We start from the raw sequence: 13952 nt of genomic DNA on the forward strand, positions 1-13952 counted from the left end.
AGTTCTGAGGTCGGCAGCAGTGGCGGACCGGACTCTTCTGAGCGAAATCGAGGCCCAGGAAAGTTCGTCGATAAATCGCTTGCAATTAGATCGTGCGCTATGTAAATTGCGCTCATGGACACCGCCACAGTCAACGCCGCCCGAACCAACGCGCTGCTGCAGCTCGATAACCAGCTGTGCTTTGCGCTGTATTCGGCCAACCTGGCGATGCACAAGCTCTACCGCGGGTTGCTGAAGGCACTGGACCTGACCTACCCGCAGTATCTGGTCATGCTGGTGTTGTGGGAGACCGACGAACGCAGCGTGTCGGAGATCGGCGAGCGCCTGTATCTGGATTCGGCCACGCTGACGCCGTTGCTCAAGCGCCTGCAGGCGGCAGGGTTGGTCACCCGCACGCGTGCGGCCAATGACGAGCGCCAGGTGATCATCGCGCTGACCGAGACCGGCCACGCATTGCGCAGCAAGGCAGGCGCGGTGCCGGAACAAGTGTTTTGTGCGTCGGCTTGTTCGTTGGACGAACTGCGTCAACTCAAGCGGGAATTGGAGACGTTACGTTCCAGCCTCGGCGCCGGGTAGGTTCGCTCGCGCGCCATCATGTTGTGCAGCATGTCGTACACGATTCAAGCGTCAACTCTTCAACCCCTCATGCGCCGACCGCGCTCACCCTGGAGTATCACCATGGCCTCACCTGAAAAAATCCTCTATACCGCCCACGCCACTGCAACCGGCGGCCGCGAAGGCCGTGCGGTGTCCTCGGACAAGGCGCTGGATGCCAAGCTGTCCACCCCGCGCGAACTGGGTGGCGCCGGCGGCGATGGCACCAACCCGGAACAGCTGTTCGCAGCCGGGTACGCCGCCTGCTTCATCGGCGCGATGAAGGCCGTGGCCGCACAGGACAAGCTCAAGCTGCCGGGCGAAGTAAGCATCGATAGCAGCGTCGGCATCGGCCAGATTCCGGGCGGCTTCGGCATCGCCGTGGAACTGCGCATTACCGTGCCGGGCATGGAGAAGGCCGAGCTGCAGACGCTGGTCGACAAGGCCCATCAGGTCTGCCCGTACTCCAATGCGACCCGCGGCAATATCGACGTGACCCTGACACTGGCGTAATACAGGCCAGGCCTTGCTGCGCATTGCGCATCGCGGTAGCAACAACGGCCCGGCGCATGCGTCGGGCCGTTGTTCGTTGTGGCGTGAGAAGGCTCCCGATTCGCGAACGCGCACTGCCGCGATGACGCGGCAGCGGCACACCGGCGTCGCCTGCGATTCCCCGCACCGCACAGAGCGCTTGCACCCTGTTGCGCAGCGCTAGCGCCGACCCACGCAGGCGTACCGCCAGATGCGCTGTTTCAGCGCGTCACCCTCGCCATGATGCTGCTGGAGGCCGGCGCATGCGCCGGCGCTGGATGCGTGTTGACTTCCAGCATCTGCAAGGGCTTGCCGTTGAAGCGGTACTCCAGCGCTTGCTGGACCGCGTAGAGCGCTTGTGCCTGCACGCACAGGGCGCGCGCCTGGGCTTCCAGCGCGCCGCTGCGGCCCTGCATCTGCCGGTCCATCTGCGCATCCAATTCTGCACCGCGGCGTTCCATCTGCGCGGTGCGTCCGGTCAACACCGTCCACAGCACGCTGCGGGTCAGGCTGCCGGCCAACTCTTCTGCGGCATGCTCGACGCTGGCTTCGAAGCGCGCGTTGAACGCTGCTTGCTCCCAGCGCCCGCGCCCGAGGCTGTCCCCCACTTGCGTCCGTGCGGCCGTGCGCAGCTGCTCGACCTTGCGCTGCTGGCGCGCGCTGCCAGACAGCACGTGCACCACCCCGGTCAGCGCGTCGAAGGTGATGTCGACCACCGACTGGGCGATGGACGTCACCGCCGGCATCAATGCGCGCGTGCGTTGCTCCAGCTCGCGCAGGCGCTGCGCGTCGGCGGCGCTGACAGGCTGCGGCTGGCGGTCCACGTTGAGCTCGCCACCATGGAAGAAGATTTCACGCGGCACGCCCTGCTTGCGGCGCAGCCAGATGCCGCCGCTGTCTGCCAGCACGTCGTAGGGGGTGCTGACATCGCACTGCTGCGCGGACAGCTGCGGGGTGCCGGTCTCGGCATGCGCAGCGCAGACCAGCAGCAGCAACAGCGGTGCGAGAAGAGCGGTGCCACGCATGGGGATGGCCTTGCAATCGGGGCCTGCAGCATTGCGCAGGGCCGACGCCGCCGTCATGGGGCGAAAGTCAGGGTGCCGCAGGTCGTGGTGGGAGATGGTGGCTGCGAAGCGTGAACCGGGTCCGGTATCGGCGCACTGACAGCTTTTAAACGACTAGCTCACTTGATTCTCACAGCGTATGGTGTGAATTATGTTGCACAGCAGCATCGGAGCTCCGCAATGCTCGACCCACGCATCGAAAAGGTAGACCTGGCGCTTACCGAGATTGCCCAGGACCCATCGGCAAAGATGGCGTTGTGGCAATGGGCGTGCCGCGAGATGCTGCACGAGACGCTGATCGGCATGCATCAGCTCTCGCACTTGGCCGGCATCGCCAGGCAGGTGGCCAACGACTGGCGCGAGCCGGTGGACGTCATCGCACCGGCGAAGCCCTATCTGGCCGCATCGGCGCTTGCCGATCGCCGTTTGCCGCAAGTACTCGACGGCCTGGGCAACACGCACGACGACAACGACCGTGCCACCCTGTGGCGGCTGCGTTACGCCAGCCTGATCGCCTCGACAGTGCAAGGCATGCAGGCGCTGGCCGAAAAGCACCGCATCGACCGCCAAGAGGTGGCGACCGGTCAGTTGAACTAGCGGATAGCGTATCGCGCCGTGTGCAGTCTCGCGTGTTTTGCGGCGCGCAGTGATCCGGCGACGCGCTGCGATCGCGCTGGGGTTCCGATGACTGTCTAACGCGCGACAGGCATGACTGCCGGGCGCTGCCGGATTGGCTTTGCGGTTGTTTCGATGTCTCGCGGAAGCGAGCGATGCGCACGATCGACCGCATGCTCTTCGCAGTGCCCATGAACCAACGAAGTCGCGCCTAATTTAGCGCTTCAACAGTGACCTCAACGCTGAGCGGGTAACGAACTCGTTGTGAGCGGCTTAATGCCGAACGGCCGCATCTTCCAGATGCCGCCAGGCATGCCGCACGATCCAGCGCGCCTGATCCCAGGGCACCGACAGCATCGGCAGACAGTGATAATAGGCATCCTGCAGCACGCGGTAGAGCTGTGCTTCGGTTGCGCGCGGGTAGGCCAGGTAGATGTCGTAACCGAGGGCGAGCAGTCGGGCATAGTCGGCGAAGGCGTAACCGCCCAGATGCCCTTCGGCATGGACGTCGCGCCAATAAGCGATTTCAGCGTCGAGATTGGCGCCGCGGCGGGTCAAGACGGATGCGCTGTGCATGGATAGGGCTCCGGAATCGAGACTACCCCCCTGTGCTGCCACCGTAGCAGCGGCTGGCGCAGGCAGCCAGCGCGCGACGACGAGCGGTCGTCGCGGCTGTTGCTGCCATGCACCAGCGATCCGGATGCATGGCGGAAACCAGGACCTCAATCCCAGTCGGGCGCGATCGCTTTCGGGTTGGCCAGGCGGTGCCCACGGTCGAGTGCGGCAATCTCGCCCATGTCCTGCTCGGTCAGCTGCAGCGTCTGCGCCTTCAGGTTGCTTTCCAGATTCTCGCGCTTGGTCGAGGAAGGAATCACCGAGTATCCCTGCTGCAGTGCCCAAGCCAGGGTGACCTGTGCCGGGGTGGCGGCGTGACGTGCGGCAACCGCCTGGATCACCGGATCCTTGAGCACTTCGCCAACTGCCAGCGTCATATACGATGTGACATGGATGCCTTGCTCGCGCAGGAAGTCGGTCAACGCACGATTCTGCAGATAGGGATGCACTTCGATCTGGTTGGTGGCGATGGCGTCGGCACCCAGGATTTCGATGGCCTGCTTGGTCAGGGCGACGGTGAAGTTGGACACGCCGATCGCGCGGGTCAGGCCCTGCCGTTTGGCCTGCGCCAGCGCTTCCAGATACTCGCGCATGGGCACCTGGTCGTTCGGCGACGGCCAATGGATCAATGTGAGGTCGACATAGTCGGTGCCGAGCTTGCGCAGGCTTTCCTGCAGGCTGGGCAGAAAGGCGCCGTCGCCGAACTTGTCGACCCAGATCTTGGTGGTCAGATATAGCTGATCGCGCGCAATGCCGGAGGCCGCGATCGCTTCGCCGACCTGCGCTTCATTGTCGTAAATCTGGGCGGTATCGATCGCGCGATAGCCAAGTTCGAGTGCATTGCGCACCGAGTCGATGACGACGTGGTCTTTGAGGCGAAAGGTGCCGAGGCCGAATGCGGGGACGGTCATTGTGTTCCTTTGTGAATGGGGAATCGGGAATGGGAAATCGTGAGCGCGAAAGGCGTGCAAGGCGCCACGGATTTCATTCGTCGAGGGCGACGACGGCTTTTCCGAAATTCTTGCCACGCAAAACATCGATCAGGCCCTGCGGAGCGCTGTCCAGGCCGTGCAGCACATGCTCGCGGTACTGGATCTTGTGCTCGCGCAGCCACTGGCCCATTTCGCGCAGGAAGGCAGGCATCAGGCGGATGAAATCGTGCTGGATGAAGCCGCGCACGGTGAGGCGGTTGCGCAGCACCTGGCCCATGAACTCCGGCAGGCGATCCGGGCCGGGCAGCGCTTGCCCACGGCTGTTGTAGGTCGCGATCACGCCGCACACCGGGATGCGCGCGAAGTCGTTGAGCTGCGGCAATACCGCATCGAATACCTTGCCGCCGACGTTTTCGAAATAGATGTCGATGCCGTCGGGTGTCGCGGCGCGTAGCTGCTCGGCAAAATCGTCGGCGCGGTGATCCAGCGCCGCATCCACGCGTAACGTGTCGCGCAGGTAACGCACCTTTTCTTCGCCACCGGCAATGCCCACCACGCGCAGGCCTTGCAGGCGTGCCAGCTGTGCCACCGTGGCGCCGACCGGACCACTGGCGGCGGCCACCACCAACGTTTCGCCGGGCTGCGGCTTGCCGATTTCATGCAGGCCTGCATACGCAGTAAAGCCGGGCATGCCATACACGCCGAGCGCGGTGCTCAGCGGCAGGCTGTCGTCCTTGGGCAGCTTGCGTAACGGCGTTGTCGGGGTCAGCAGGCGATGCGTCTGCCAGCCGCCGGGCAGCACCAGCAGATCGCCAGGGTGATAGTCGGCGTGATTGGATTCGATGACCTCGCCCACGGTACCGCCTTCCATCACCGCGTCGATCGCCACCGGTGCGGCATAGGAGGGGCCTTCGTCCATGCGTCCACGCATGTACGGGTCCAGCGACAAGAAGCGGTTGCGGACCAGGATCTGGTCGTGTCCGGTCGGCGCGATGGCAACGTCTTCGATGCGGAAGTTGTCGGCGCTGGGTTCACCACGCGGACGCGATGCCAGCACGATGCGGCGATTGGTGATGGATGTCATGGGGAATTCCTCGCGAAGAGTCCGCGCGTGCGCGGTCGGATGCGCACAGCCGCCAGGGCGGCCATGCGAAGGAGTGCCGTAGGAGGCGTATCAGGGCGCATGTTCGGGAAACAAGCGACATGCCCACGCGTTGCATCACGCCGCTGCCGATGGCTCCGGCGCGCTGGCGCTGTCGAGCTGCGCAATCTGATCGCCACTCAGCGACACGTGCGCGGCTGCCAGCACGTCGTGCAGCTGGGTCACGCTGGTGGCGCTGACGATCGGTGCGGTCAGACTCGGGCGTGCGATCAGCCACGCCAGTGCGATCTGCGCAGGGGTGGCGTTGTGCGTGGCGGCCAGATCGTCCAGCGCCTGCAGGATGCGCAGCCCACGCGGGTTGACGTATTGCTTGACCACCGAGGCACCGCGCGCGCTGCTTTTGCCGGCATCGTCGGCGCTGCGATATTTGCCGGTGAGAAAGCCGCTGGCCAGCGAGTAGTAGCTGATCACGCCGAGTTCGCGCTCGCGCACCAACGGTTCGAGTTCGGCTTCGTAACCAGCGCGGTCGTAGAGGTTGTATTCCGGCTGCAGGCTTTCGTAACGCGGTAGCTTGTATTGCTCGGAAATATCTAGCGCATCGCGCAGGCGCGCAGCGCTGTAGTTGGACGCGCCGATCGCACGCACCTTGCCTTGTTCGATCAATCGGCCGAACGCAGCCAGCGTGGCTTCCAGCGGAATCGATTCGTCGTCTTCATGCGCCTGGTATAGATCGATCACATCGGTCTGCAGACGTTTCAACGAGTCTTCCACCGCCGCGGCGATGTTGTCCGGCGACAGGCCCGGGTGCTCGCTCCACTTGGCGACCTTGGTGGCGATCAGCACTTTGTCGCGTTTGCCGCTGCGCGCAAGCCAACGCCCGATGATGGTTTCCGATTCGCCACCGCGATTGCCAGGCACCCAGCCGGAATACCCATCGGCCGTGTCGACCAGATTGAAGCCGGCATCCACGAACGCATCGAGCAACGCGAACGAGGTCGCCTCATCGGCGCTCCAGCCGAAGACATTGCCGCCGAAGACGATTGGTTGAACCTGCAGGCCGGAGCGGCCGAGTGCGCGGGATTGGGTCATTGTGGATGCTCCTGTTTCGAACTGCGCTCAGGATAGTCACGCGTATCGATGTTGCGTGTGACATCTGTGTGGATTCAGCGTTCCGCCGATCGTCCTCGGTAGCTCACAGGATCTGAACATGTCGGCGGCAGACGATGCCGAAGCCCGCTTTGCACGATGGTGCTTCGGGCACATGGCATGCCCCGGAGCACATGCTAGGCTCGCGCTACTTTTCCCGGAGGAGGGCGCTGCGATGATCCGCAACAAGCTGGCGTGTGCATGTGTGATGAGTGTGGTGGTGGCGATGAGCGTACCCGTGGCGATGGCCGTGAAGCCAGCCGATAGTGCGACGTTGCCGGCCCCGGACGCCGCGTTGCAGGCGGCCATCAACGGCAACTGGCGCGACCGCGTGTACGTGCAGCGCGATCAATATCGCCACCCTGGCCAGACGCTGGCGTTCTTCGGCATCAAGCCGACCCAGACCGTCATCGAGATCAGTCCGGGTGGCGGCTGGTATTCGGAAATCCTGGCGCCGTACCTGCGCGAGAAGGGCAAGTACGTTGCGGCAGTGGTCGACCCCGCATCGGCGCCCGAAGGTCGTAGCCGCGACTACGCACAGCGCGCGCGCGACGACCTGGAGAAAAAGTTCCAGGCCAAGCCGGAGGTCTATGGCAAGCCATCGTTCGTGTCGTATGTGCCGAAGTCGCCCTCCTTCGGCGTGGACAACTCGGCCGACCTGGTGCTGACCTTCCGCAACGTGCACAACTGGCGCATGGCCGGCAATGCCGAAGCGATGTTTGCCGGCTTCTACAAGGTGCTCAAGCCCGGCGGCGTGCTCGGCGTGGTCGAACATCGCGCCAAGGCCGACGTGCCGGCCGACGACAAGAGCGGCTATGTCGGCCAGGCGCAGGTGATCGCAATGGCGGAGGCAGCCGGTTTCACGCTGGTGAGCAAGAGCGAGCTCAACGCCAATCCGCGCGACACCAAGGATTATCCGGGCGGTGTGTGGACGCTGCCGCCGAGCAACAGTCATGACAAGGCCGACGACGCCAAGTACAAGGCTATCGGCGAAAGCGACCGCATGACCTTGAAGTTCGTCAAGCGCTGACGCATGGCCCACATGCCGGCGCGTTGCGCGTGCCGGCATGCGGGCATCTGGAGTCATTGGGGCTTGGGCAGCGCGTCGCGCAACAGGATTGGCATGTTGGTGTTGTTGAACAAACCCTACGGCGTGCTGTCGCAATTCAGCGACCGCTCGCAGCCGCCCAAGCGCACGCTGGCCGAATTCGGCTTGCCGGCCGATGTGTATGCGGCAGGCCGGCTCGACCACGACAGCGAAGGCTTGTTGTTGCTGACCGACGATGGCGCATTGGCGCATCGGCTGACCGACCCGCGCCACAAGCGGCCCAAGACCTACTGGGTGCAGGTGGAAGGACAGCCGCACGCCGAGCAACTGCAGGCGTTGCGCGACGGGGTGGTGCTCAACGATGGTCCGACCCGGCCGGCACAGGTGCGCCGCCTCGATCCGGCACCGCAGCTCTGGCCGCGCGATCCACCGGTCCGCGTGCGCAAGACCGTGCCCGATGCCTGGCTGGAACTGCAGATCACCGAAGGCCGCAACCGGCAGGTGCGGCGCATGACCGCAGCGGTGGGCTTACCGACCTTGCGTTTGGTGCGCGTGGCCATCGGCGGCTGGCGGCTGGACACGCTCGCACCCGGGCAGTGGCGCATTGCAGACACGACCAGCGCGCGGCCGAGCCGGAGCCGCCGCTGAGCGTGTGCATCTGCCGCGTGTGCGGCACGACGCGACACTGCATTGGCGTCTAGCAGCTAGCGCCACGATTCGTGGCTGGAAAAATGATCGCCTGGCTGTCGGGTGGGCTTGCCAGTGCTTTGACCTGGGACGTCCCAGGCCTGCATCACACCTCGTCTGCGCCATCCACGGCTAAAGGTTGCTCGGTCCGTTTGATGGTCGCCCTATCGCATGACGCGCACGGCCCGCAGAGCGGATATCGCAATGGCGGACATCGATGCAGTGCGCTGCATGTATGGCAGAAACGACAACGCCACGGCGTAAGGCCGTGGCGTTGTGGGCCGCTTCGAGGGTTGGCTTATTCGATGCCGTCGCTCGGGGTCACGGCACCGCGACGCTGGTAGGCTGCGCGACGCGCATTGGCATTGCCGGCATGTTCGCGATCCAGGCGATGCACATTGCTGCCGAGCACCTGCTGGTCACGCTGACGCTTGCGGTACACCGCGTAGCCGATCAGTCCCAGGCCTGCGACCGCCGCGGCAACCGTGACGGCCGGGTTGCGCTTGACCAGCTTGCCGGCAGCTTTGCCACCATTACGTACTGCACCGATTGCGGCGCCGCTCTTGAGCCATTCGCTCGCGCCCGGGCGGAAGTGACGCAGGCTGCTACCGGCATTGCGCGCCTGATCGCCCGCATTGGACGCGGCATGACGCAACTGGTCGCCTGCAGTGCCGGCCAGTTCCAGGGCACGCTCCAGGGCGCGTTCGGTGATCACAGTCAGCTTGCTCATCGGAAGCGTTTCCTTTCTGATTACGTGGCCCGCAGTCTGTGCGCTGATGCGTATAGGCGGCGTTAGCGGGCTCGCGTGCCGTTTGGCTTACGGTTAAGAACAGCGCTGCACGTCGGTGTGATGTGCCGGTGCGAAGTGCTTAGGCAATGCGGGATCTGTGGCTTGGTGTGGCTTCGCTAGAGCAATGGGATGTCGCCCGTTCCTTTTCTTTCTGGAACATCTCTCTCTGCGCGCCCACAAGGCAGATGAGGGGCGAGGCCACTGGGCGGTTGCATGAGTTGGCGGCTTTGCCCCGTGCCCTACCCGCCTCTGCTGCCGACGCGGGATGTGTTCTCAGGTGCCGCGTGGCTTGGCTCGATGGGTCGCTGCGGCCGTCCAGGGGGGCGCCTCGGAGGAACTCGACTACGGAATGCGCTCACCGCCGCCGCGGGTCCGTGCGTATCAAGTGCCGCGTGGTTTTGCTCGGTGCGTTGCTGCTGCGGTCCAGGGGTCATCTGGCCACGGATGCCGCGGATACCGCCCTTTCATCTCCTTTCGGACATCCGGATACGTCGTCGCCCAGAAACTCTTCAAGTCCTGGGTGACCTGCAATGGGCGCCCGCCCGGGGAGAGCAGGTGCAGGGTCAACGGGATGCGGCCGTCGGCGATGCGTGGGGTTTCGGCCAGGCCGAACAATTCCTGCAGTTTCACTGCCAGCACCGGCGGCAGCGGTTGGCCGGTGTCGTCGAGCGCGTAGCTGATCTGCCGCTCCATGCCCGACGGCACGCTGATGCGGGTGGGGGCATGACGGTCGATGGTCTGGCGGCGCTCCCATGGTAGGGCGGCCTTGAGCGCTTCGCCCAGGCTGGCCTCGTCCAGCGCGTCCAGGCGGGTCTTGCCGGCGAAGGCCGGGCGCAGCCAGGTGTCGAGCGTGTCCAGCAACGTAGTGTCGGACAGATCGGGCAAGGCGAGCTCCGGCATCCACACGCGCAGCGACTGCACGCGTGCGCGCCATTGCTGCAGGGTCTCGGTCCATGGCAGGGCGTCCAGGCCGAGCTGACGCACCGCGTCGGTGAGCGCGTCGGCCGCGTGTGCCGGATCGACGCGGCCGGCCGGGCGGCTGTCGAGGACGATGCGGTCGAAGCTGGATTGGCGGCGGGCGACCAGGGCGCGCTTGTCGGCGTCCCACTGCACCACGTCCTGCTGCAGGAAACGCTCGGGCACGCTGCGGCGCAGGTAGGCCTCGTCCACCGGGGCGGCACGCAGCAGCAAGGCGTCCTTGGCTTCGTAGCGCAGTTCGCTGGCCACCAGCCACGGTTCGCCGCGCAGATCGCTGTGGTCGAACAGGCGCGCGTTGCGGCCGTTGGCGAGCAGGTAGCGCAGCGGGTCGGCCGGGTGACGGGCGGCGATGCGATCGGGGAAGGCATGCGACAGCAGGTCGCCGAGCGCGTGCGCCTCCACGCTGGAAGGCGGGGCGCTGTCGCAGCGCAGGCGGCGTCGCCATTGTTTGGCGGCGCTGTCGATGGCGGCCAGGCCGCCGCGATGGGCATCGGCCGCGCTGCGACCCTGACGGAATGCCGCCAGCGCACGCCAACGCGCGGCCAGCCCGTCGCCGCCCTGACGCAGCGGGTCGCGTGCTTCCAGCAGTGCGGCCAGGTCGCAGGCCAGCGCCACACGCGGCGCATCGCCGGCCTGCGCCAGCATCGCCGCCAGACGTGGATGCGTGCCCAGCGCGAGCATGCGCCGGCCCAGCGCGGTGATGCCGCCGCTTGCGGTGAGCGCACCCAGCCGCTGCAGCAGTTCATGCGCGGCGGCCAGCGCACCGCTGGGTGGTGCATCGACAAAGCGCAGCGCAGTACTGCCCCAGGCAGCCAGTTCCAGCGCCAGGCCTGCCAATTCCACCTGGGTAATTTCGGCACGACGCTGCGGTTCCAGCCGTTGCGATTGCGGCCACAGCCGGTAGGCCCAGCCGCTGGCGACACGCCCGGCGCGGCCGGCGCGCTGGTCGGCCGAGGCCTGCGCAATGGTCGCGACGTCCAGCCGCGAAAAGCCGCTGTTGGGGTCGTAATGCGGCTCGCGTGCGAGTCCGCTGTCGATCACCACGCGCACGCCGGGCAAGGTGACCGACGATTCGGCCACGTTGGTCGCCAGCACGACGCGGCGGCGGCCTTGCGGGCCGGGCTGCAACACCTGGCTTTGCGCCTCCACCGATAGCTCGCCATGCAGCGGCAACACCTGCACCGCTGGGTCCAGCACGTCCTGCAGTGCGGTGTGCACGCGCGCGATCTCGCGTTGGCCGGGCAGGAACACCAGCACATCGCCGGGATGGGTGGACAGCGCGTGTTCCACCGCCCGCCGCGTCTGTGGCTCCAGCGCTTCGTCGCGGCGTGCGGGAAAGTGCGCCACGTCCACCGGGAAACTGCGCCCGGCACTGCTCAGCCGCGGGGCTTCCAGAAAGCCGGCCAGCCGTTCGCCGTCCAGCGTGGCCGACATCGCCACGATGCGCAGGTCTTCGCGTACCTGCGCCTGCACATCCAGCGCCAACGCCAGACCCAGGTCGCCGGCCAGGTGACGTTCGTGGAATTCGTCGAACAGCAGCACGCCGACGCTTTCCAGCATCGGGTCGTCCTGGATCAGCCGGGTCAGGATGCCTTCGGTGACGACTTCGATGCGGGTGCGCGCGGAGGTCTTGTTCTCGAAACGAATGCGGTACCCCACTGTCTCGCCGACCGGTTCGCCGAGCTGACGCGCCATGAACTGCGCCGCGCTGCGGGCCGCCACGCGACGCGGCTCCAGCATCACGATCTTGCGGCCGGCCAGCCACGGTGCGTCCAGCAGCGCCAACGGCACCTGGGTGGTCTTGCCGGCGCCGGGCGGCGCTTCGAGCACCAGCCGCGGATGCGCGGCGAGACTGTCGCGGATCTGCGGCAACAACGGGGAGATCGGAAAAACGGGGTCGGTCATGCGCGGCAAGGATACGGGCTGCGGCACGCTGCGGCGACGCTGTGACGGGCGGCTGGGTGGCAACACGGACCGTGCGAGGTACGCGTTGCCGCAGTCAGTGGATCGATGCGGCTGCGGCACGCGGATGCAATGCAGGTCTTGCCTGCACCGTCATCAGTTCCCTGGCAGCGGCGGCGACACGTCGCCCTGGTACTGCTTGCCGAAGCATTTCTGCAAGCGCTGGTCGCGCTCGCCTTGCGTGCAGGGGCGCTCCAGTGCGCCAGTCAACGAGAGCGCTGCACCGGCCAGTTTGGAGCGGAATGCCCAGGTCTGCTGGATCTCGCCACCGTCCGGTGTCCAGGCCTTGGCGAAGCGGGTGGTGTGGTAGTCCACAGGTGCCGTGCGCTGCATCAGCGTGCGCGTGGTGGGTGCAGGTGCGATGGTCGCTGCAGGCAGTGCGAGATTTAGCGGTTGCTGACTGTTAACTGCTGTCGGGGCGGCGCTGCCATGAATGCTCTCATCCTGGGCAGCGTGCGCTGCTGGTGGCTGAAGCGCGGTGCGGTTGGGTGCTTGCGCGCGCTGAGGGAGTGCCGCGGTGGTTACGCTGCCGGAATGCGAGGCTGCAATCGGCCGGGTTGCGATGACAGTTGGTGTTGTCTGCGAAGTGGTTGGCGGCTGTACGCGCGCGATGAACTCCAGCGTCATGCGTGGCGCGTCGATGTGGTTGCGATCCGCTATCGCCGATGACCCAACGCGGCTCAGACAAAGCAGCAGTAGGCTGTGTACTGCCAATACCAGAGCCATCGCCGCGGCATGCTCGGGCCAACGCGCACTGCGCTGGCGCAACCTTGCAAAGTCCATCCGATCACATCCGTGTATGCAGGCCGCGAGCGTATCGTTAGCGGCATTGGATTTGCGTTACGCGCTGCGGCGAGCGGATATGCACTGCATCCCATCGCGATTGATCTCGTAGTGGCGTGTAGATGAAGCCACTTTGCAGCTGCGGAATCAGAGGCACCTCATGCATTGCTGGCACCCTGCAGCAAATTCGCGGTGTCAAGTGCGCGGTGTCCTCAGCGCTTGCGCGATACGCCGTGAACCCGTCCCTGCGGGCTCGATGGCGGCATCCATGCCGCCAACGGTCCCGCATCGGCGAGGACACCACGCCAGAACGTTTGCTGGTTGAAAAACGCTGAGCACCGGCTAACTCGACTGGTGCTTGCCCGCTCACCGTCACGGGACCTGACGCGGCATGGATGCCGCAAGTGCTTACAAGGACGTACTTGCAGCGTGTCGCGCGATGGCGAGCGAGCGAGGGCCCTGCGGCAAACGCAACGAGGGCGAGGAGATCACACGAGATAGTTTGTTGATGGTTTGTTGGAGAAAGACGACACCGCGTCGCGGTGTCGTCAGACCGGCCGAGTCAGACCGATCCCACCAACGGGACGTCGACCGGACATCAACCCGCTTCGCGCATCCGGGCAGTCAGGCCCTTGAGGAAGGCGCGCAGCAGCTGGTCGCCGCAGGGGCGGAAATTCTTGTGGCCGGGTTGGCGGAACAGTGCGGAGAGTTCCGGCTTGGACAGCGGGAAGCCGGCGCTGGCGAAGATGGCGTGCATGTCGACGTCCTTCAGCTCGAAGGCCACACGCAGCTTCTTCAACACCAGGTTGTTGCCGACGCGCGTTTCCAGCGGGCGGACCGGTTGGCTCTCGTCGCGGCCGCGGAAGCGCAGCACCAGGCCGTCGAGAAAACGCACCAGCATCGCATCGGTGCAGGACTCGAAACCGGGCTCGTCTTCCTTCTTCAGCCAGGTCTGTACCTGCGGCTTGTCGAGCGCGAACTCCGGGTCGGCCAGGTGGGTGATCTCCACCACCTTGTCGTCGCTGAGGTCGAGCATGTAGCGGATGCTGCGCAGTACATCGTTGTGGATCATGACAATTCCGGGGCCCCGGCCTGTCGCCGGAAA

At 65.6% G+C, this 13952-nt stretch carries 14 protein-coding genes; 5 read left to right on the plus strand and 9 right to left on the minus strand.

What is annotated here, in order from left to right; all coding sequences use genetic code 11:
* Window positions 1–114 precede the first annotated feature (114 nt).
* Both XBLMG947_RS16720 and XBLMG947_RS16725 read left to right on the plus strand, forming a co-directional pair.
* Window positions 115–576, plus strand: coding sequence for a MarR family winged helix-turn-helix transcriptional regulator (locus XBLMG947_RS16720; protein ID WP_065469746.1), 462 nt, complete (start codon window positions 115–117; stop codon window positions 574–576).
* A 102-nt stretch (window positions 577–678) separates the two neighbouring features.
* Window positions 679–1107, plus strand: coding sequence for an organic hydroperoxide resistance protein (locus tag XBLMG947_RS16725; RefSeq protein WP_065469747.1), 429 nt, complete (start codon window positions 679–681; stop codon window positions 1105–1107).
* 239 nt (window positions 1108–1346) lie between these two features.
* Here the strand turns inward: XBLMG947_RS16725 and XBLMG947_RS16730 are convergent, their stop codons facing one another.
* The gene (locus XBLMG947_RS16730) at window positions 1347–2207 is read right to left on the minus strand and encodes a DUF2884 family protein (RefSeq protein ID WP_065469748.1); all 861 of its coding nucleotides are present in this window, start codon (window positions 2205–2207) and stop codon (window positions 1347–1349) included.
* 162 nt (window positions 2208–2369) lie between these two features.
* On the opposite strand from XBLMG947_RS16730, the gene XBLMG947_RS16735 reads away from it, so the two are divergent.
* On the plus strand, window positions 2370–2786 hold the full coding sequence (locus tag XBLMG947_RS16735; RefSeq protein WP_065469749.1) for a hypothetical protein: 417 nt from the start codon (window positions 2370–2372) through the stop codon (window positions 2784–2786).
* Window positions 2787–3077: 291 nt separating this feature from the next.
* Here XBLMG947_RS16735 and XBLMG947_RS16740 read toward each other — a convergent pair whose 3' ends face one another.
* The 4 genes from XBLMG947_RS16740 to XBLMG947_RS16755 all read right to left on the minus strand — a co-directional run bounded on the left by XBLMG947_RS16740 (window position 3078) and on the right by XBLMG947_RS16755 (window position 6542).
* Complete coding sequence (locus XBLMG947_RS16740) at window positions 3078–3380, minus strand: hypothetical protein (RefSeq protein WP_065469750.1); 303 nt, start codon at window positions 3378–3380, stop codon at window positions 3078–3080.
* 146 nt (window positions 3381–3526) lie between these two features.
* On the minus strand, window positions 3527–4330 hold the full coding sequence (gene dkgB, locus XBLMG947_RS16745) for a 2,5-didehydrogluconate reductase DkgB (RefSeq protein ID WP_065469751.1): 804 nt from the start codon (window positions 4328–4330) through the stop codon (window positions 3527–3529).
* Window positions 4331–4403: 73 nt separating this feature from the next.
* A complete protein-coding gene (locus XBLMG947_RS16750) occupies window positions 4404–5435 on the minus strand; it encodes an NADP-dependent oxidoreductase (protein ID WP_065469752.1) in 1032 nt (343 codons plus the stop codon).
* Window positions 5436–5570: 135 nt separating this feature from the next.
* Entirely contained in the window at window positions 5571–6542 is a 972-nt protein-coding gene (locus XBLMG947_RS16755; RefSeq protein WP_065469753.1) for an aldo/keto reductase, read from the minus strand.
* A gap of 232 nt (window positions 6543–6774) precedes the next feature.
* Here XBLMG947_RS16755 and XBLMG947_RS16760 point away from each other — a divergent pair, with 232 nt between their 5' ends.
* Together XBLMG947_RS16760 and XBLMG947_RS16765 are read left to right on the plus strand one after the other, a co-directional pair.
* The gene (locus XBLMG947_RS16760; protein WP_065469754.1) at window positions 6775–7629 is read left to right on the plus strand and encodes a class I SAM-dependent methyltransferase; all 855 of its coding nucleotides are present in this window, start codon (window positions 6775–6777) and stop codon (window positions 7627–7629) included.
* A gap of 93 nt (window positions 7630–7722) precedes the next feature.
* Window positions 7723–8295 (plus strand): pseudouridine synthase, encoded by a 573-nt coding sequence (locus tag XBLMG947_RS16765; RefSeq protein WP_065469783.1) that lies wholly within the window; start codon window positions 7723–7725, stop codon window positions 8293–8295.
* A gap of 337 nt (window positions 8296–8632) precedes the next feature.
* On the opposite strand, the gene XBLMG947_RS16770 is transcribed toward XBLMG947_RS16765, so the two are convergent.
* The 4 genes from XBLMG947_RS16770 to XBLMG947_RS16785 form a co-directional block, all read right to left on the minus strand.
* The gene (locus XBLMG947_RS16770; RefSeq protein WP_065469755.1) at window positions 8633–9064 is read right to left on the minus strand and encodes a hypothetical protein; all 432 of its coding nucleotides are present in this window, start codon (window positions 9062–9064) and stop codon (window positions 8633–8635) included.
* A gap of 441 nt (window positions 9065–9505) precedes the next feature.
* Window positions 9506–12007, minus strand: a complete 2502-nt coding sequence (gene hrpB / locus XBLMG947_RS16775; protein ID WP_065469756.1) for an ATP-dependent helicase HrpB — start codon at window positions 12005–12007, stop codon at window positions 9506–9508.
* 153 nt (window positions 12008–12160) lie between these two features.
* Window positions 12161–12397: a hypothetical protein gene (locus XBLMG947_RS23765; protein WP_245228225.1), complete on the minus strand. Its 237-nt coding sequence runs from the start codon at window positions 12395–12397 to the stop codon at window positions 12161–12163.
* 1048 nt (window positions 12398–13445) lie between these two features.
* Entirely contained in the window at window positions 13446–13919 is a 474-nt protein-coding gene (locus tag XBLMG947_RS16785; RefSeq protein WP_065469757.1) for a YehS family protein, read from the minus strand.
* Window positions 13920–13952: the final 33 nt, after the last annotated feature.

The organism is Xanthomonas bromi (genome assembly GCF_900092025.1).
GTDB classification, from domain to species: Bacteria; Pseudomonadota; Gammaproteobacteria; order Xanthomonadales; family Xanthomonadaceae; genus Xanthomonas; species Xanthomonas bromi.